General features: G+C 63.5%; 17 protein-coding genes. 12 read left to right on the forward strand and 5 right to left on the reverse strand.

Annotated features, from left to right (window positions below):
- Positions 1 to 106 precede the first annotated feature (106 nt).
- Positions 107 to 2,122, reverse strand: a complete 2,016-nt coding sequence (locus tag AB4Y85_RS15820) for an AI-2E family transporter (RefSeq protein ID WP_441985874.1) — start codon at positions 2,120 to 2,122, stop codon at positions 107 to 109.
- Positions 2,123 to 2,313: 191 nt separating this feature from the next.
- Between AB4Y85_RS15820 and AB4Y85_RS15825 the strand changes: the two genes are divergently transcribed.
- A complete protein-coding gene (locus AB4Y85_RS15825; protein WP_441985875.1) occupies positions 2,314 to 3,066 on the forward strand; it encodes a dienelactone hydrolase family protein in 753 nt (250 codons plus the stop codon).
- Between the two features lie 78 nt (positions 3,067 to 3,144).
- Positions 3,145 to 5,208 carry a M3 family metallopeptidase gene (locus tag AB4Y85_RS15830; protein WP_441985876.1) on the forward strand — a complete coding sequence of 688 codons (2,064 nt, stop codon included), beginning with the start codon at positions 3,145 to 3,147 and terminating at the stop codon, positions 5,206 to 5,208.
- A 10-nt stretch (positions 5,209 to 5,218) separates the two neighbouring features.
- Here AB4Y85_RS15830 and AB4Y85_RS15835 read toward each other — a convergent pair whose 3' ends face one another.
- The 4 genes from AB4Y85_RS15835 to AB4Y85_RS15850 form a co-directional block, all read right to left on the reverse strand.
- A complete protein-coding gene (locus AB4Y85_RS15835) occupies positions 5,219 to 5,425 on the reverse strand; it encodes a hypothetical protein (protein ID WP_441985877.1) in 207 nt (68 codons plus the stop codon).
- Positions 5,426 to 5,499: 74 nt separating this feature from the next.
- Entirely contained in the window at positions 5,500 to 6,510 is a 1,011-nt protein-coding gene (locus AB4Y85_RS15840; RefSeq protein ID WP_441985878.1) for an aldose epimerase family protein, read from the reverse strand.
- Positions 6,511 to 6,512: 2 nt separating this feature from the next.
- Positions 6,513 to 7,394, reverse strand: a complete 882-nt coding sequence (locus AB4Y85_RS15845; protein WP_441985879.1) for an SMP-30/gluconolactonase/LRE family protein — start codon at positions 7,392 to 7,394, stop codon at positions 6,513 to 6,515.
- Positions 7,395 to 7,447: 53 nt separating this feature from the next.
- Positions 7,448 to 8,644 (reverse strand): amidase, encoded by a 1,197-nt coding sequence (locus tag AB4Y85_RS15850; RefSeq protein ID WP_441985880.1) that lies wholly within the window; start codon positions 8,642 to 8,644, stop codon positions 7,448 to 7,450.
- 159 nt (positions 8,645 to 8,803) lie between these two features.
- On the opposite strand from AB4Y85_RS15850, the gene AB4Y85_RS15855 reads away from it, so the two are divergent.
- The 10 genes from AB4Y85_RS15855 (at position 8,804) to AB4Y85_RS15900 (ending at position 17,692) form a co-directional block, all read left to right on the forward strand.
- Entirely contained in the window at positions 8,804 to 10,006 is a 1,203-nt protein-coding gene (locus tag AB4Y85_RS15855; RefSeq protein ID WP_441985881.1) for an ABC transporter substrate-binding protein, read from the forward strand.
- Positions 10,007 to 10,083: 77 nt separating this feature from the next.
- The gene (locus tag AB4Y85_RS15860; RefSeq protein WP_441985882.1) at positions 10,084 to 10,512 is read left to right on the forward strand and encodes an endonuclease domain-containing protein; all 429 of its coding nucleotides are present in this window, start codon (positions 10,084 to 10,086) and stop codon (positions 10,510 to 10,512) included.
- A 3-nt stretch (positions 10,513 to 10,515) separates the two neighbouring features.
- Positions 10,516 to 12,363: an ABC transporter permease gene (locus AB4Y85_RS15865; RefSeq protein WP_441985883.1), complete on the forward strand. Its 1,848-nt coding sequence runs from the start codon at positions 10,516 to 10,518 to the stop codon at positions 12,361 to 12,363.
- Positions 12,360 to 13,136: an ABC transporter ATP-binding protein gene (locus AB4Y85_RS15870; protein WP_441985884.1), complete on the forward strand. Its 777-nt coding sequence runs from the start codon at positions 12,360 to 12,362 to the stop codon at positions 13,134 to 13,136. The genes AB4Y85_RS15865 and AB4Y85_RS15870 overlap by 4 nt, the downstream gene beginning before the upstream one ends.
- Positions 13,133 to 13,846, forward strand: coding sequence for an ABC transporter ATP-binding protein (locus tag AB4Y85_RS15875; protein ID WP_441985885.1), 714 nt, complete (start codon positions 13,133 to 13,135; stop codon positions 13,844 to 13,846). The genes AB4Y85_RS15870 and AB4Y85_RS15875 overlap by 4 nt, the downstream gene beginning before the upstream one ends.
- 130 nt (positions 13,847 to 13,976) lie before the next feature.
- Positions 13,977 to 14,291 (forward strand): 2Fe-2S iron-sulfur cluster-binding protein, encoded by a 315-nt coding sequence (locus AB4Y85_RS15880; protein WP_441985886.1) that lies wholly within the window; start codon positions 13,977 to 13,979, stop codon positions 14,289 to 14,291.
- A gap of 69 nt (positions 14,292 to 14,360) precedes the next feature.
- A complete protein-coding gene (locus AB4Y85_RS15885; RefSeq protein WP_441985887.1) occupies positions 14,361 to 15,404 on the forward strand; it encodes an NAD(P)/FAD-dependent oxidoreductase in 1,044 nt (347 codons plus the stop codon).
- A gap of 172 nt (positions 15,405 to 15,576) precedes the next feature.
- Positions 15,577 to 16,815 carry an allantoate amidohydrolase gene (locus tag AB4Y85_RS15890; RefSeq protein ID WP_441985888.1) on the forward strand — a complete coding sequence of 413 codons (1,239 nt, stop codon included), beginning with the start codon at positions 15,577 to 15,579 and terminating at the stop codon, positions 16,813 to 16,815.
- Positions 16,812 to 17,252, forward strand: coding sequence for a GNAT family N-acetyltransferase (locus AB4Y85_RS15895; RefSeq protein ID WP_441985889.1), 441 nt, complete (start codon positions 16,812 to 16,814; stop codon positions 17,250 to 17,252). The genes AB4Y85_RS15890 and AB4Y85_RS15895 overlap by 4 nt, the downstream gene beginning before the upstream one ends.
- Positions 17,253 to 17,275: 23 nt before the next feature.
- A complete protein-coding gene (locus AB4Y85_RS15900; RefSeq protein WP_441985890.1) occupies positions 17,276 to 17,692 on the forward strand; it encodes a GNAT family N-acetyltransferase in 417 nt (138 codons plus the stop codon).
- Positions 17,693 to 17,696: the final 4 nt, after the last annotated feature.

A 17,696-nucleotide genomic window follows, 5' to 3' on the forward strand; every position in this document is an offset into this window, starting at 1 on the left:
CCGGCCTTGTGCCGGTGATGACGTGTGGAAAAGCGCGGCGTTTCAAACAATCGGGATGGCCGGGACAAGCCCGGCCATGACGGCAGTGTGCATGTAGCTGGAGTGTTTAAGCCGGCAACGGCAGGCGCTTTCCCGCTCCTTCATTCGCGGCCTTCTCCGTCGTCACCGCCTGCGGCATCTGCTCCTCGCCGGTCGCGACCTTGAGACAGCGCACCACGGCATCGCGCATGGACGACACATAATAATCCGCGCCAAGCGTCGAGCGCATCGCCTCGCTCTTCAGCACCGCATCCTCTGCCGGCCACAGGCCCACGACGATGGGAGCCTTCGGTGCCTGATTGCGCAGGCGGCGCAGCAGATAACGCAGATGCGCGGGTGTGCCGCTGATTTCCAGATAGCTGATGCAGATCATCTGCACGCCGGTCATGTCGAGGTTGAAGATCGAAGACCGTGAAACGGCCTCGTGCGGCACGAGCCTGCTGCCGAGCCCGTGCTTGTTCAGCAGCTGCGCCAGCATCTCGGACGCCGCCTCGTCCAGTGGCCCTCGGCCCGCGATGCACAGCACGGCGCCATCCGTACGCCACGCGTCGGCGATCTTGTCCTCATGCGGCATCTCGCCGACGATGGCAGGTTCCTTGATCGCGGGCTTCTCGCTCTGCGGCGATGCAACCGGCTCGTCCTTGGTTTCGTGAGCCGGCGGCTCGATGTCGCTGTGGCTGGAGAGATCCTGCACGAGCGAAGTGATCACATCCCTTACCTGATCGAGCTGGCGATGGGTGAGCACGCCGCGCGTCGCGTCGTTGGCGGCAAGCTGCAAACCTCTAAGGGCCACCTCGTCGTAATAAGAGGTGAGGGAACGCTCCTTCAAAAGCAGCTCCGCCGATTCCAGGGCTTCGTCGGGGTCGCCGGCCAGCATGCGCTGATAGAGGTTTTCCGCAGGCGTCAAAGCCGGCCTGTCGCCGAGGAGCACGTCCAGAAATTCCAACCTCTCCACGTGACGTCCCAGAACCACGAGGCAAAGCGTGAGCGGCGTTGCGATGAGAAGGCCTATGGGTCCCCACAGCCATGTCCAGAAGATCGCGGAGATCACCACCGAGAAAGGCGAGAGGCCCGTGCTCTGTCCATAGACCACCGGCTCGATTGCATGGCCCATCAGGGGCTCGCCGATGAGGAACAGCGCCAGGGTCATCAGCGCCATCGACCAGCCGGGATCGACAGCCGCCGCCAGAATGACCGGCGGGATGGCAGCGACGAAGGAGCCGATATAGGGCACGAAGCGCATGAGGGCCGCGAAGACGCCCCACAGGGCGGGACTCGGCACGCCTATGGCCCAGAGACCGAGGCCGGCCACGACACCGAAGGAGGCATTCAGGGCGAGCTGCGTGAGGAAATAGCGACTCAGGCGCCGGGCGGCATCGTCCATGGCGACCGTGGTGCGGTGCAGGTCGCTGGCGCCGAAAAGGCGGATCATGCGATCGCGCAGATCCTCGCGCTGCATGAGAATGAAGATCAGCACCACGAAGACGATACCCATGGTGGCCAGCGGTTCGAGCACGGGAAGCAAGACGTCGCGCGCCATCTGAGCCGGGGTCGGATCAGGCTGGTGAACCTCGACAGGCAACGGCCCCGGCTCAGCGGGAGCCGACGGCTCAGCGGCGCCCGTTGAAGGTTGCCCGCTCTCCTTTGGCTGCTCGGCGACCGCGCGGTCGAACCGGTGCCCGAAATCGCGCAACGACTGGGACAATTTACCGATGGTTCCCTCACGCAGAGAGCCGATCTTGCTTTCGATGGTGGTCTGGTAGCGGGGAAGATCGGATGCCAACCCCGCAAGCTGGAACCCGATGACGCCGCCGATCGAGACGATGATGCCCAGCGCGACGAGAACCGCGATGATGATCGAGGGCACACGCCCCAGATGCCAGCGGCGCATCAGGTCCACGAAGGGCGCCAGCACAAAAGCCAGAAGAATGGCCATCACCACCGGCAGGAAGACCTCCTGACCCACATAGAGTGCCGACAGGACGACGACACCCACCGCCAGGGTCAGCAGGCCCGACAGGCCTGGAACGCCGGGCGGCTCAATCTCATTCTCAGATGGCGCAGGAACAGGGGCTTGACTCATCGGGTCGATCTCTGGTGGCGCGAGAACAGCTCGCGGCTCTGCAAACAACGTACGGAGCCTGCAAACGATCCTTGACCATTACCCTGAAACGGCCCCCGGGGCGGTGCTGGGACTTTTTGCCATCTGCAAGGCACCAATCCGAGACCCCACTTCATGGATATCCCGGCCCCCTTTCGCAGTTTCCAAGCCCTATGACCCTGACCCGACGCAGCGTTCTCATCGGCGCGACCCTTGCCGTCTCCACGAACCTCCATGCCCGACAGGATAAGCCACGCTCCATGCCCGTGACCACTCAGCGCAACACCTTCAAGAGCGGCGCCAAGCCCATCATGGTCGAGACCTTTCAACCCCGCAGCGAGGCTCCGTGCCCGACGGTGCTGATGCTGCACGGGGCGGACGGCTTGAACCGGAATACGCAATACCGCGAGGGCGCCCGCGCGGTCGCTGCCGCCGGCTATCAGGTTCACCTCGTCCATTACCTCGACCGAACGGGCGAGAAGCGGGCCTCCTTCGCCACGCTTTTCCAGAACTTCATGCCCTGGATGGATGCGGTCCAGGATGCTCTCGCCTTCGCCGCGAAGCAGCCTCTCGCTGATCCGAACCGCATCGGGATCGTCGGCATTTCGCTCGGCGCGGCGCTGGGGCTTGCCGTCGCCAGCACGGACCCGCGCGTGAAAACCCTGGTCAATTATTTCGGGCCGCTGCCGCAAGGCGCCATTGCCGCGACATCGCAGCTGCCGCCGACCCTGGTGCTGCACGGCTCCGCCGATCCTATCGTGCCGGTGGCCAATGCCTATGCGGTCGAGGCCCTGCTGCGCCAGCAGAACGTGCCGTATGAGATCAAGGTCTATCCGGGCCAGGGCCACGGCTTCCGGGGCGCGGCCGAAGAGGACGCCACGCAACGCTCGCTCGCCTTCCTCAACCGGCATCTGGCGCAGGGCTGAGTTTCTCCGCCTCTTCCGCATGACGCTTGAGGCGGGTAAGAGTGGGCAACACGATCACTGACAAAGGCGGAGCGATTCATGACGGCTTCAAGCGTACATTCGGCCAATAATCCTCTTCTTGGCCCCTGGAGCACGCCTTTCGGCCTTCCGCCTTTCGAGAGCATCACGCCGGAGCATTATCGACCTGCCTTTGACAGCGCGCTTGCCGAACAGCAGGCCGAGATCAAGGCGATTGCGGACAGCAGCGAGGCGCCTACTTTCGCCAACACCATCGAGGCCATGGAGCGCGGCGGCGCTTCCCTCAAGCGCGTGGGCGGCGTGTTCTTCAACCTCTCGGGCTCGCATACGAACGAGGCCATTCAGGCTATCGAGCGCGATCTCGCGCCGGTTCTTGCCAAGCACCGCAACAGCATCTTCATGAACGAGGCGCTCTACAAGCGCGTCGCCGATCTCTACGAAAAGCGTGAGTCTTTGGGCCTGACGCAGGAGCAGGCGCGCGTGCTCGACCGCTATCAAACCATCTTCGTGCGTGCGGGCGCCAAGCTGCAGGGCGAGGAGAAGAAGCGCCTTGCCACTATTACCGAACGGCTCGCGAGCCTCGGCACGCAATTCGCTCAGAACGTTCTGGCCGACGAGAAATCCTATCAGCTCGTGCTCGACGGCGAGGCCGATCTCGAAGGCCTGCCGTCCTTCCTGCGCGAGGCGGCAGCACAGGCCGCCGAGGAGCGGGGCCTCTCCGGCAAATACGTGATTACCCTGTCACGGTCGAGCATCGAACCCTTCCTGCAATTCTCGAAGCGGCGCGACCTGCGCGAGCAGGCTTTCAAGGGCTGGGCGTCACGCGGCGACACGGGTGGCGCCACCGACAACAAGGCCATCATCGCCGAAATGGCGGCTCTGCGCGTCGAGCGCGCGAAGCTCCTGGGCTACGAGACCTTCTCCGACTTCAAGCTTTCCGACACTATGGCGAAGACGCCTGACGCAGTGCTGAAGCTCCTCAACGACGTGTGGACGCCCGCCCGCAAGCGCGCGCAGGAAGAGCGGGACGACTTGCAGGCTCTCGCGCAGGCGAAGGGCGACAACATCGTCATCGAGCCCTGGGACTGGCGCTTCTATGCGGATCAGGTGCGCATGGAGCGGCACAATCTCGATGAAGCCGTGATCAAACCGTACTTCCAGCTCGACCGCATCATCGAAGCCTCTTTTGAGACCGCACACCGTCTGTTCGGCTTGAGCTTCAAGGAGCTGAAGGACTTCCCGCGCTATCATCCCGATATCCGCGCCTGGGAAGTTCTGGACGTGGACGGCAAACATATCGGCACTTTCATCGGCGATTACTTCGCCCGAAGCTCGAAACGCAGCGGCGCGTGGATGAGCGCCTTCCGCTCTCAGGAAAAGCTGACCGGCGATGTGCGCCCGATCATCGTCAACGTGATGAATTTCGCGAAGGGCGGCGCGGGCGAGCCGTCGCTCCTGAGCTTCGACGATGCGCGCACACTCTTCCACGAATTCGGCCACGGCCTGCACGGGCTTCTCTCCAACGTGACCTATCCGCTGCTTGCGGGCACCGCCGTCTCGACGGATTTCGTGGAGCTACCCTCGCAGCTCTACGAACACTGGCTGTCGCAACCCGACATCCTGCGCCGTTACGCCACCCATTACCGCACCGGTGAGCCGATCCCGGAGGAATTGCTGGAGCGCCTCATGGCGGCCCGCAACTTCAACCAGGGCTTCGCCACGGTCGAGTACCTCGCCTCCGCCTTCGTCGATCTGGAACTCCATCGCCGCAAGGACGCGGCCGATCTCGACGTATCAGCCTTCGAAAAGGAGACGCTGGAGAAGATCGGCATGCCGCGCGAGATCATCATGCGCCACCGCACGCCGCATTTCGCGCATGTGTTCTCCGGCGACGGCTATTCGTCAGGCTATTACAGCTATCTCTGGTCGGAGGTTCTGGACGCGGATGCCTTCGTGGCCTTCGAGAAAACGGGCGATGCCTTCAACAGGGAAATGGCGGAGAAGCTGAAGCGCTTCATCTACTCGGCCGGAAACCTGCGCGATCCGGCGGAAGCCTACACGTCGTTCCGCGGACGCCTGCCGACGGTGGATGCGCTTCTCGCCAAGCGCGGTCTCGCGGCCTGACGCGATCCGTTCACGCCTGATGCCAGATGAGAGCCTTGGCTCTGCGCCCCAGGCGCAGACGCATCCTCAAAGAGGCCGGCAGCTCCTTCCGGGGGGATACCCCCTTGGGTTCGATCGGCGATGCCAGCGGCTTTTGACGCAGGACGCTCTTGAGGAAAGCCATTCCACGGGGATCGATTTCCAAGGCCTTCGCATCGAGCACGGGCATCGAGAGCATTCCCTTTTCATTCGTGTTTTTCGCGGAACGCAACGCCTGCAGAAAAAACGGCCAAGTTGTGGCAAGGTTCCAGGCTAGCCGGAGAACCGCAGTTCGCTGACTTGCCTGGAAATCTGCCCCGGCCTGAGAAGAGACGATGGGAAATGGGCATTATTGGGGCTGTCGGGAAAACGCTGCGGTTCCAGGCAGAGACCCGCGTGACGCCCATACTGCGCGCCATCGAGGCCGGAAACCGGGATATCGATCATGTGCCCAGCATAGAATTGCACGCCGGGCTCCGTGCTCCATAGCTCCATGTTGAGACCGTTCGCGGGCGATGACAGCGTGGCCGCATGGCGGAGTACCCCGTAAGGGCCTCGCAGCACGTAGTTGGTATCGTAGAGGGTATCGTCGTTGATGAGCTCCGCGCCGACGGATCGCGCCGCCGTGAAATCGTAAGCGGAATCGGCCACCCGCAAAATCTCCCCCGTGGGAATGAGATCGTGCCGCGTCGGCGTGATGTAATCGCCCGCGATCGTCAGCTGGTGCGAGAGAATGTTCGCGCTGCCATCCAGGTTGAAATAGCTGTGCGTGGTGAGATTCACCGGCGTCTGCTGGTCGGTGGTTGCCGTCAGCTCGATGCCGAGGGTGGCATTGGGCAATAGATGATAGGTGCAGGTGGCGACCACACGCCCCGGATAGCCCATGTCGCCGTTCTCGGAGACGAGGCTTAAGGTGACGCTCTCCTCGCTATGCGCGACGATGCTCCAATGCCTTGTGCCGAAGCCCATGGAGCCGCCATGAAGCTGGTTGTCTCCCTCATTGGCATCGAGCCGGTAGGTCTTGTTCCTGATCGTGAACCGCGCGCCGCCGATGCGGTTGGCGTGCCGGCCCACGACGGCGCCGAAATAGGGCGAGTGGGCGATGTAATCCTCGATGGAATTGAGACCGAGCACCACGCGCTGCCGGCCACCCGAAAAGGGCACGATCAGGTCGCGGATCACGGCGCCCCAGGTCAGCACCTTCATCTGCATCTCGTCAGGACCGGTGAGGGTGATCTCCAGGACATCCTCACCGCTTACGGTGCCGAAACGCTCGATCGCCATGCTCAACCCTCGAAGATGCTGGTCTTCATTCCACGAATGCCGCCCGTATCCAGCCTGAACAGATGGCCCGCCATCGGGTCCACATGCGGATCGTGGCCGATGGATGCCGTTGTGATGTAGAGCGTCGAGAGGTCCGGTCCACCGAAGGCGCATTTCGTCACCTGCGCCGTCGGCACGGGCACGATGCGCTCCACCGATCCGTCCGGGGCAAACCGCGTGATTCGCGATGCGCCCCAATGGCAGACCCATACATAGCCTTCCGCATCCACCGCCATGCCGTCAGGATGGCCCCAGCCCTCCTCGAAGCGCGCGAAGCGGCGCGGCTCGCCGAGCTTTCCCTTATCGGCATCGAAGGCGTAGATGATGCCGTTCGTCGTGTCGGTGGCGTAAAGCGTTTGCCCATCCTGGCTGAAGGCGGGACCGTTGGTGACGATGAAGCCGGAATGGAACCGACTCAGCTCCTTTCCATCCCAGCGCCAGAATGAGCCCGATTCATCGGTCTCGTCATCGTGCATGGTGCCGAAATAGATCGCGCCGTCAGGCCCCACATAGCCGTCATTGATGCGGTTACCGGGCTTGTCCTTCTCCGGCGCGACGATGGGCTCGAGCAATCCGGTCTTCAGGTTGAAGCGCGCAAGGCCCGACTTGAAGCCCGCGATCACCACATCGGGATCGGGGGTGAGCGCGATGAAGCCGACGCGCTCGGGCGCATCGATCCGCGAATGCTCGTTGGTCTCGGGATGATAGCGCCAGATGCCGGGGTTCTTGATGTCCACCCAGAAAAGCGTGTTCGAGCGCTCGTCCCAGACCGGCCCCTCCCCCAGCACGCAGGCGCTTGCCACCGCCACATGCGGCATGTGCGGATGAACGGTTGGATTGGTCATGATGCGCCCCTCATGGATGGTCCCGTCGCTAACGGTAGGGGACAGGGATGGGTTCAATCGGAGGAAGTGGAAGCGGCGATGCGCTCGGCAAGGGCGACGAGGCTCCTGTCCGATCCTGCAGGCCCCATCAGCGACAGGCCGAGCGGCGCGCCGAGCCGCGAGGCGAGCGGCATCGACACCTGCGGCAGGCCCGACAGCACGGAGAGGCAGAGCAGGTTCAGCGCCCTGGTCCGGTAATCGTTGAGGGCCTCGTCGCTCTCGGACAGCAGCGGCGCCACATCAGGCATGGTCGGCATGACGAGCACCGTGTCACGGGCGAGAAGTGCGTTGAATCGCGCCCGGAAGGTGCTGCGGATGGCTTGAGCCTCGGCAACCTGAGCGTCCGTGACGGCGCGCGAGAACTCGAACCGGTCCAGGACACCAGGACCCAGCGGGGGCTGAAAGCGCTCGATCATCCGCCCGTTGACACCCCAGGCCTCACGGCTCTGGATGTAGCGCATGGCCCAGTAGAGGGCTGTGAAGCCTTCGGTCGCGACCTCCAGCCCCTCCGGCGCACCGAGCACGGCCTCGATTCGCTTGAGAGCGGGCGCAAGCGCCTCACGCACCTCGGATCTCAGGAGACCGAAGGCATCCTTGGCCAGCAGCAGCTTCGGCTTTTCGGAGAGCGGGTTCGCATCCTCTCCCAGCAGCACCTCTCCGACCCGGGCGAAGGTCGCGCCATCGCGGGTGAAGTAGCCGCAGGTATCGAAGGAGGGCGCGAGATCGTGACAGAGCTCCAGGCTCACCCGGCCATGGGTTGGCCTGATGCCGAAGAGGCCGCAATGGCTGGCCGGCCCGCGGACCGAGCCGCCCGTATCCGTGCCGAGGGCGACATCGCACAACCCATTAGACACGGCGGAAGCCGAGCCCGAGGAGGAGCCGCCGGGAATGCGGTTCGGCGCGCCGCCATTCACCGGAGTGCCGAAATGGGCGTTCTTGCCGCTCAAGGAGAAGGCGAGTTCATCCGTGATCGTCTTGCCCACGAATCGGGCGCCCGAATCGAGCAGCCTCTGGACCGTGGGCGCGGTCCGGGTCCTGATGCCCGACAGGGCGAGCATGTGCGGCGAGCCGCAGCCGGTCGGGTAGCCCGCCACGTCGAAAAGGTCTTTTGCCGCAAAGGTCAGGCCCGAAAGCGCCCCCTTCTCCGCATGGGGCACGGGAGCGGCGGGATAGGGCATGAAGGCCCGGGCGGGATCGTTGTCGAGGAGCATGGGACCACATGAGATAAAGGAACGGACAGGCGAAATGTGTCATTGCCCCTTGGCTTCAAGCAAGGCCGGAAATCTCGAACCTTGGCAATTTGGACTTTCTTCCAACCCCGATTGGCCCTACATCCTGGACATCTCCATGCACATTGTTAGGAACACGCCATGGCACAGGCATCGATGACACGCTGGCTTGCTCTTGGATTGGCGCTGGCCCTCGGCAGCCCCGCCGTCGCCCAGCAGCCTCCGATCAAGATCGGCGAGCTCAACTCCTATGCCCGGCAGGCGGCCTTCACCGTGCCCTATCGCAGCGGCTGGCAGATGGCCCTCGACGAGATCAATGCCAAGGGCGGAGTTCTCGGCCGCAAGCTCGAGATCGTCTCCCGCGACGACGGCGGCACGACGAGCGACGCCACCCGCGTGGCGGACGAGCTGGTGACCCGCGAAGGCGCGGTTCTCCTCTTCGGCTCGTTCCTGTCGAATGTCGGCGTGGCCATGGCGGACTACGCCAACCAGAAGAAGATCGTCTACATCGCCGCCGAGCCCCTGACCGATGCCATCACCATGGCGCAGGGCAACCGCTATACCTTCCGCATCCGGCCCAACAATTCCATGCAGGTCGGCATGCTCATGAAGCAGGCCAAGGCATCCGGCGCCAAGCGCTGGGCCGTTGTCGCGCCGAACTACGAATTCGGCCAGTCGGCGGCGGGAGCCTTCAAGCGCCTGCTCAAAGAACAGATCCCCGATGCCGAGATCGTCGCCGAGCAATATCCGGCTCTCGGCAAGATCGAGGCCGGCTCCACCGTCTCCGCGCTCGAACAGGCCAAGCCCGACGGCATATTCAACGTTCTCTTCGGCCCCGACCTCACGCAATTCGTCCGCGAGGGCAACACCCGCGGTCTTTTCGAGAACACGACGGTTCTCTCGCTGCTCACCGGCGAACCCGAATGGCTGCTGCCCCTGAAGGACGAGGTGCCGGAAGGCTGGACCGTCACCGGCTACCCCTGGGACGAGATCACCGATCCCAAGCACAAGGCCTTCATCGACGCCTATCGCGCGAAGTTCAACGAGACGCCGCGCCTCGGCTCGCTGCTCGGCTACATGGTCGTCTACATGATCCGCGACACCATCGAGCGCGCGGGCTCGACCGACACTGAAGCGATGATCAAGGCGCTGGAGGACGCGAAGTTCGACACGGTCGCCGGCCCCGTCACCATGCGTGGCATCGACCACCAATCCACCATGGGCGCCTGGGTCGGCAAGCTCGTGCTGAAAGGCGCCAATGGGGGCATGACCGAATGGACCTATCAGGACGGCACATCGTTCATGCCGACCGAAGCCCAGGTGAAGGCGGTGCGGAAGGATTGACGCCCTTCACCCTCCCCTTGAGGGGGAGGGTCGGCCGCAAGGCCGGGGTGGGGTGGCACCACAACAGAAAACCAGTCATGCCAAACATCACCCGCTTCAAACGTGAAAGAGCCAACCAGCTCCGCTCGAATGCCACCGAGCCAGAGCAGCGCCTCTGGCGCGCCCTGAAGAACATCCCCGTCTACGGCAGCCACTTCAGACGCCAAGTCCCCATCGGCCCCTATGTCGCCGACTTCGCCTGTCTGAAAGCGCGCCTCGTCATCGAGCTTGATGGTGATCACCATTCTCAAGATGATATTGCCATAAAAGACGAACGCCGGACCCGATGGCTCGAAGGCGAAGGCTATCGCGTCATCCGTTTCTGGAACGCCGAGCTGAGCGAGAATATGTCCGGCGTTCTCGACACGATTTATGCTGCCTTGTATGGCTCACCTCATTCGGAAGCCGTTGCGCTTCCCACCCCACCCCGGCCTAACGGCCGACCCTCCCCCTCAAGGGGAGGGTAAGCGGTGGATCTCTCCTTTCTCGTCATCCAAGCGCTCAACGGCCTCTCAAGCGCCTCCTCCCTGTTCATCACCGCCTGCGGCCTCACGCTCGTGTTCGGCGTGACGCGCATCGTCAATTTCGCTCACGGTTCGCTCTACATGATCGGCGCCTACACCGCCGCGACGCTCGTGCCGCGCCTGCTCGAATATTCCTTCGGACCCATCACCTTCTGGGCGGGCATTCTTGCAGCGGCGCTTTTTGTCGGCATCATCGGCATCCTGATCGAAGTGCTGCTGCTGCGCCGGATCTACGGCGCGCCGGAACTCTTCCAGCTGCTCGCCACCTTCGGCGTCGTGCTCGTGGTGCAGGATCTCGTGATTCTCGTCTTCGGCCCCGAAGATATTCTGGGGCCACGTGCGCCGGGATTGCGCGCTCCTGTCGAAATTCTCGGGCGGCGTTTTCCATCCTACGAACTCGTGCTGATCGCCGCAGGTCCCGTCGTGCTCGGTCTCGTGTGGCTGCTACTGCGCAAGACCCGCTTCGGCGTGCTCGTGCGCGCGGCGACGCAGGATCGTGACATGATCGCGGCGCTCGGCGTCAATCAGCGACTGCTGTTCACCGGCACGCTTTTTCTCGGCGCGTTCCTCGCAGGGCTCGGCGGCGCATTGCAGATCCCGCGCGTCTCGGCCCATGCGGGCATGGATCTCTCCATCATCGCGGAAGCTTTCGTCGTCACGGTCGTCGGCGGAATGGGCAGCGTGCCCGGCGCGTTTCTGGCGGCTCTCATCATCGGGCAGCTGCAGGCCTTCGGCATCCTGCTCTTTCCGAAAAGCACGCTCGTCGTCGTCTTCCTGCTCATGGCAGTGGTGCTGGCGGTGAGGCCGAACGGTTTCTTCGGCAGGCCCGAGGTGATCGGCGGCGCCCATGCGGTCGGCATCACAAGCCGCAAGCATTCGCCGCTCACCAAGCTCTTCGCCTTCTTTGCGCTTCTCATTCTCGCAGCCCTTCCGCTGGTCGGCGATGCCTATGTGCTGAAGGTCGGCACCGAGATCCTCATCTTCGCGCTCTTCGCGTTCAGTCTTCAGCTTCTCATCGGCGTCGGCGGCATCGTGAGCTTCGGCCATGCGGCCTTCTTCGGCCTCGGCGCTTACGGCGCGGCGCTCGCCGTGAAATGGGCGAACCTGCCGATGGAAGGCGCGCTTCCCATGGGCCTGTTGCTCGCAGCCATCGGCGCAGCAGCCATCGGCGCTTTCGTGGTGCGACTGTCGGGCATCTATCTGGCGATGATGACGCTGGCTGCCGCGCAGATTATCTTCGCGGTCGCCTTCCAATGGGTCGATGTGACCGGCGGCGACAACGGCATCGTCGGCGTATGGCCCTCCGCCTGGGCGTCCGGTCAGACGATGTATTACCTCTTCACCCTCGCGCTGACGGCAATCACGGTTTTCCTGCTGACACGCATCATCGACGCACCTTTCGGCTATGCGTTGCGCGCCGCGCGCGACTCCGAAGCACGCGCTGAATCCATCGGCCTGAAAATCCGCCAGCACCGCTGGATCGCCTTCGCCATTTCCGGCGCGGCAGCCGGACTTGCAGGCGGGCTCTATGCCTTCTCGCGCGGCTCCGTCGATCCCACCCTGCTCAGCATTCCGACATCGGTCGATGCCCTGACCATGCTGCTTCTCGGCGGCATTCAGACCATCACGGGGCCGCTCTGGGGTGCAGGCGTCCTGCATGTGCTGCGTGACCAGATCATGCCGCTCACATCCCTGTGGCGGCTGGTGCTGGGTGCCAGCATCATCGCCATCGTGCTCATCTTCCCGCGCGGTCTCGTCGGCACCATTCAATATTGGCGTGAGGAGCGCATATGACGCTTCTCTCCGTTCAGCACCTCGCTAAATCCTTCGGCGGCGTGACTGCGGCGCGCGATGTGAGCTTCTTGCTCGAACGCGGCGAGCTTTTAGCCATCATCGGCCCGAATGGTGCCGGCAAGTCCACCGTGTTCAACATGGTCGGCGGACAGCTGCGCCCGGATCGCGGCGCGGTTCTGCTCGATGGGCAGGACATCACCAACACCGCGCCGCAGAAGCGCTTTCGCCTCGGCGTCGGACGCACCTTTCAGGTCGCGCAGACATTCCTTTCCATGAATGTGGCCGAGAACGTGCAGATGGCGCTGTTGAGCCATGCCAAAGAGACCGGCGGGCTCTGGTCGCCCGTGCGCATGCGCCACCGCGATGAAGCCATGAACCTGCTGAAGCAGGTCGGCATGGAGGAGGCAGCGGACAATCCCTGCTCGGCGCTCGCCTATGGCGACGTGAAGCGGGTGGAGCTTGCCATCGCGCTCGCGGGCCAGCCGAAGTTGCTGCTCATGGACGAGCCCACCGCCGGCATGGCGGCGCGCGAGCGCTCGGAGCTCATGGACCTCACGTCTACCATTGCCGATACGAAGGGAATCGGCGTTCTGTTCACCGAGCACGACATGGATGTGGTGTTCGGCCATGCGGAGCGTGTGATCGTGCTCGTGCGCGGCCAGATCATCGCCGCGGGCACCCCGGACGAGATCCGCCACCATGACGAGGTCCGCCGCGCTTATCTCGGCGACGATCATGCGCTTGATCGGCCCAAGGGAGTGAGCCCCTCATGAGCGCGCCGCTTCTCGAAATCTGGAACATGAGCGCCTCCTATGGCCGGGCGCAGGTGCTGTTCGGCCTGTCGTTCCAGCTTTATGCGGGCGAAGTACTGGCGCTCGTCGGCCGCAACGGCGCGGGCAAGACCACGACGCTCAAGGCCGTCATGAGCCTGATCCCCGCCACTGCCGAGAAGGCCACCTTCAAGGGCCACACCCTCTCCCGCCTGCCCACCTACAAGATCGCCCGCCTCGGCCTTGGCTATGTCCCCGAGGACCGGCGCATCTTCACGGACCTGACGGTGGACGAAAACTTGGAGGCGGGCCGTAAGGCCGGGGGCGGACGGCGCTCCCCCTGGACGCCGGAGCGGGTGTTCCGGCTCTTCCCCAACCTCGCCGAGATGCGCGGGCGGCGGGGCAACCAGATGTCCGGCGGCGAGCAGCAGATGCTCACCATCGCCCGAACCCTCATGGGCAACCCGGACGCCATCCTGCTCGACGAGCCCTCGGAGGGCATCGCCCCGGTGATCGTGCAGATGATGGCGGAGGCCATCCGGGCCATGAAGGCCGAGGGCGTGGCCGTGCTCCTCTCCGAACAGAACTGGGCCTTTGCCGCAGGCATCAGCGACCGGGCCATCGTGATCGAACGCGGCGAAATGCGCTTCATGGGCGCCATGACCGAGCTGATGGCCGATGAGCGCCTGCGGGCGGAGACGCTGGGGGTCTAACCGTGGCGTTTTGGGCGCAACAAACGTAACCCTAATCCATTGACGGGGCGGGCAGAAAAGTCGATATGCACCCCATCGGCGCGCCTCCCGCGCCGCACTCCGTCAAACCACGCGAAGGAACCAGCCTTTCATGGGCGTCATCCATGTGACTGATCGGGACGGCCAGCGCCACACCCTCGAGGCCATCGAGGGCTGGCGGGTCATGGAGATCATCCGGGACTGGGGCCTGCCCATCGAAGGGCTGTGCGGCGGTGCCTGCGAATGCGCCACCTGCCACGTCTTCGTGGACGAAGCCTGGCTGGACAAGCTCTTTCCTCCCAGCGAGGAGGAGGAGGACCAACTCGACACCGTGATGTCGAGGTCCAATTCGCGTCTGTCCTGCCAGATCCTCTGGACACCGGAACTCGACGGCCTGGAAGTCACCCTCGCGCCGACCGGCAGTTAACCACCCTGCCGCATTGCCAAGATTGCGAGACCGTGCTTTTCGAAAGCGGTCTCTCGAAGGAGCCTGTTCATGACCGACCATATCGAAACGGATGTCGTCATCATCGGTGCCGGGCCCGTGGGCCTGTTCGCCGTGTTCGAACTGGGGCTCCTCGACATCAAATGTCACCTCATCGACATCCTGCCGAAGGTGGGCGGCCAATGCGCCGAGCTCTACCCGGAGAAGCCGATCTACGACATTCCGGGCTTCCCGATGGTGACGGGCCAGGGCCTCGTCGACAACCTGATGGCCCAGATCGATCCCTTCCACCCGACTTTCCACTTCAACGAGATGGTGGAAAGCATCGAGACGCTCGGCACCCCCGAGGCGCCCCTCTTCCGCGTCAAGACGTCGGAGAACGGCACGACATTTACCTGCAGGGCTGTGATCATCGCCGCCGGCGGCGGCTCGTTCCTGCCCAAGAAGCCGCCGATCGAGAACATCGAAGCCTATGAGGGCACGAGCGTGTTCTATGCGGTGCGCAAGATGGAGATGTTCCGCGACAAGAAGATCCTCATCGTCGGCGGCGGCGATTCGGCCCTCGACTGGACCGTGAACCTGCAGCCCATCGCCAAGCGCCTGACCCTGCTCCATCGCCGCGACGCCTTCCGCGCCGCGCCGCATACGGTGGAAAAAATGCGTTCCCTCGTCGCCTCGGGCGACATGGACCTGCATCTCGGCCAGGTGAGCCACCTGAAGGGCGATAACCACGTGCTCCACGGCGCGACGATCCGCAAGGATGACGGCTCCGAGTTCACGGTGGATTGCGACGTGATGCTGCCCTTCTTCGGGCTCACCATGAAGCTCGGCCCCATCGCCGATTGGGGGCTGAATCTCCACGAGAACCTGATCCCGGTCGATACCGAGAAGTTCGAGACCAACGTGCCCGGCATCTTCGCCATCGGCGACATCAACACCTATCCCGGCAAGCTGAAGCTCATCCTCTCCGGCTTCCACGAGGGCGCGCTCGCGGCGCAAAAGGTGCATCGCTACGTGTATCCGGAAAAGAAGCTGCTGTTCCAATACACCACCTCTTCGTCGAGCCTGCAGAAGAAGCTGGGCGTCGCTGCCTAAAGCATTTTCGGCGAAGTGAATCCGGTTCGCTGTCAAAAGTGCGGCCCGCCAAAGAAGAGAGATGATTCCACGCAAATGGAAACATCTCTAACCGTTTGCGGATCAACAGCTTTCCAGACGCCTGCTTAACTTCCCCTTGCGGAGGGGGCCGGTTCCTGAAACTGTTATACCCATGACGAACGCTTCCGCCCTCACCCTCGGCCGCCGGGTCATGGGGATGATCGAGGATCTTGCCCAGCATACCGACGAGCCCGGGCGCCTCACACGCCTTTATCTCTCCAAGGCCCATCGCAAGGCCGCCGAGGCCACGCTCGCACTGATGCAGCAGGCGGGGCTCGACGCCCATATCGATGCCCTCGGCTCGGTGGTGGGGCGCATCGAGGGCGGCAATCCCTCAGCGCCTGCCCTGCTCATCGGCTCCCATATCGACTCGGTGGTGGATGCCGGGCGCTATGACGGCAATCTCGGCGTGGTGCTCGGCATCGTCATCGCCGAGGCCCTGCGCGAGCAGAATATCGTGCCCTCCTGCCCCATCGAAATCGTGGCTTTCGGGGATGAGGAGAATGTTCGCTTCCCCACCAATCTCTCGACATCCTACGCACTCGCCGGCCACTTCAACGAGGCATGGCTCGACGGCAAGGATGCGGACGGCATTCTGGTGCGCGAAGCGCTCGTTCAGTTCGGCGGCGATCCTCATGGCATCGCGGCTCTCAAGCGCGATCCTCAGCGCTATCGCGGCTATCTCGAAGTTCACATCGAGCAGGGCCCGCAGCTGGAGGCAGGCGATCTTTCCGTCGGCATCGTTTCCGCCATCAACGGCATCACCCGCGCCCGCGCCACCGTGATCGGCGAAGCAGGCCATGCGGGCACCGTGCCCATGAATATGCGCCGCGATGCGCTGGCGGCCGTTGCCGAGATGATCGGCATCGTGGAGCGCGCGGGCTCGACGCGCACGGACACGGTGGCGACCGTCGGCGTCGCGCAGGTGCAGCCCGGCGCCATCAACGTGATCCCCGCGCGCGTGGATTTCACGCTCGACGCGCGCTCCCCCGACGATGCGGTGCGCCAAGCGATGGTGCAGGACATCGTGACGGAATGCGAGGCGGCCGCGCAGAGGCGCGGCGTATCCTTCACCATCGAACCCTTCATGGAATCACCCGCGACGCCCATGGATAAGGACCTGATGCTGCATCTCGAAGACGCAGTGAAGAGCATCGGCGTCTCGCCCTTACGTCTTGCCTCCGGCGCCGGACACGATGCGGTGGCCATCGCCAGTCTCTGCCCCGTCGCGATGCTCTTCGTGCGCTGCAAGGGCGGCATCAGCCACAACCCGGCCGAGTCGATCACGGTCGAAGATGCGGACGCGGCAGCACGCGTTCTGCTCGAAGCGGTCAAAAGGATCGTTGCGTGAATTTCTATCTCGAGCTTCTCCCGAAGCCGCACATCATCGTCCGCCAGATCATCCTCAATGGCCTGACAGATTTCAACCGCAGCTCCTTCAAGCCGGATTTGCAGATCGAGGAGCTGGCCGTCGTCATCCGTGCCGTCGATTCCAAAACCATCGTCGGCGGATTGTGGGCTCATACCGGTTGGGAGTGGCTGACGATCGAGCTGATCTTCGTGCCCGAGAGCCTGCGCAAGCAGGGCATCGCCACCAATCTGCTCGCCTTGGCGGAGGAGGAAGCGGTGCGGCGCGGTTGCCATTCCGCTTGGCTGGACACACTCAACGCCGATGCGCGATCTCTGTACGAACGTCTCGGCTATGCGGTTTTCGGCGAATTAAAGGATTTTCCAAAAGGCTCCAGCCGCACATTCCTGCAAAAGAAATTGAAGGATGCCTCATCATGACGCCTGATCGTGCGTTGCCAGTCATGGATATTCTCGATGGCGAAGACGAAGCTCTTCATCGGACGATCCTGAATGGCCTTCGTACCTTCAACGCGGAGCTTTTTTCCAATCATCCACCCGGCCAGGATCTTGCGATAGCGTTACGCGATCCACGCAACAGGGAGGCGGTCGGAGGCCTTATCGGCCGCGCATCTCGCGGATGGCTCGAGATAGAGCTAATCTTCGTTCCGGAAGAGTTTCGCGGCATGGGCCTTGCTACGCAATTGATTGCGAGAGCAGAAGTGGAAGCGGCCAGGCGCGGTTGTCATTCCGCGTGGCTTAACACGCTCAACTCCAAAGCAAGGCTCCTTTATGAGCGACTTGGCTATACGGTGTTCGGCGAGCTGAAGGACTATCCTGTCGGTTCCAACCGCACATTCCTGCAGAAAAAACTCGGCTGAAGCT

Source organism: Microvirga sp. 2YAF29, assembly GCF_052114605.1.
In the GTDB taxonomy this organism is placed as follows: domain Bacteria; phylum Pseudomonadota; class Alphaproteobacteria; order Rhizobiales; family Beijerinckiaceae; genus Microvirga.

Bases quoted from the DNA above. Each gene is read 5' to 3' on its own strand.
- AB4Y85_RS15820 (WP_441985874.1), bottom strand. From the start codon at position 2,122: ATGAGTCAAGCCCCTGTTCCTGCGCCATCTGAGAATGAGATTGAGCCG.
- AB4Y85_RS15825 (WP_441985875.1), top strand. From the start codon at position 2,314: ATGACCCTGACCCGACGCAGCGTTCTCATCGGCGCGACCCTTGCCGTC.
- AB4Y85_RS15830 (WP_441985876.1), top strand. From the start codon at position 3,145: ATGACGGCTTCAAGCGTACATTCGGCCAATAATCCTCTTCTTGGCCCC.
- AB4Y85_RS15835 (WP_441985877.1), bottom strand. From the start codon at position 5,425: ATGCTCTCGATGCCCGTGCTCGATGCGAAGGCCTTGGAAATCGATCCC.
- AB4Y85_RS15840 (WP_441985878.1), bottom strand. From the start codon at position 6,510: ATGGCGATCGAGCGTTTCGGCACCGTAAGCGGTGAGGATGTCCTGGAG.
- AB4Y85_RS15845 (WP_441985879.1), bottom strand. From the start codon at position 7,394: ATGACCAATCCAACCGTTCATCCGCACATGCCGCATGTGGCGGTGGCA.
- AB4Y85_RS15850 (WP_441985880.1), bottom strand. From the start codon at position 8,644: ATGCTCCTCGACAACGATCCCGCCCGGGCCTTCATGCCCTATCCCGCC.
- AB4Y85_RS15855 (WP_441985881.1), top strand. From the start codon at position 8,804: ATGGCACAGGCATCGATGACACGCTGGCTTGCTCTTGGATTGGCGCTG.
- AB4Y85_RS15860 (WP_441985882.1), top strand. From the start codon at position 10,084: ATGCCAAACATCACCCGCTTCAAACGTGAAAGAGCCAACCAGCTCCGC.
- AB4Y85_RS15870 (WP_441985884.1), top strand. From the start codon at position 12,360: ATGACGCTTCTCTCCGTTCAGCACCTCGCTAAATCCTTCGGCGGCGTG.
- AB4Y85_RS15875 (WP_441985885.1), top strand. From the start codon at position 13,133: ATGAGCGCGCCGCTTCTCGAAATCTGGAACATGAGCGCCTCCTATGGC.
- AB4Y85_RS15880 (WP_441985886.1), top strand. From the start codon at position 13,977: ATGGGCGTCATCCATGTGACTGATCGGGACGGCCAGCGCCACACCCTC.
- AB4Y85_RS15885 (WP_441985887.1), top strand. From the start codon at position 14,361: ATGACCGACCATATCGAAACGGATGTCGTCATCATCGGTGCCGGGCCC.
- AB4Y85_RS15890 (WP_441985888.1), top strand. From the start codon at position 15,577: ATGACGAACGCTTCCGCCCTCACCCTCGGCCGCCGGGTCATGGGGATG.
- AB4Y85_RS15900 (WP_441985890.1), top strand. From the start codon at position 17,276: ATGGATATTCTCGATGGCGAAGACGAAGCTCTTCATCGGACGATCCTG.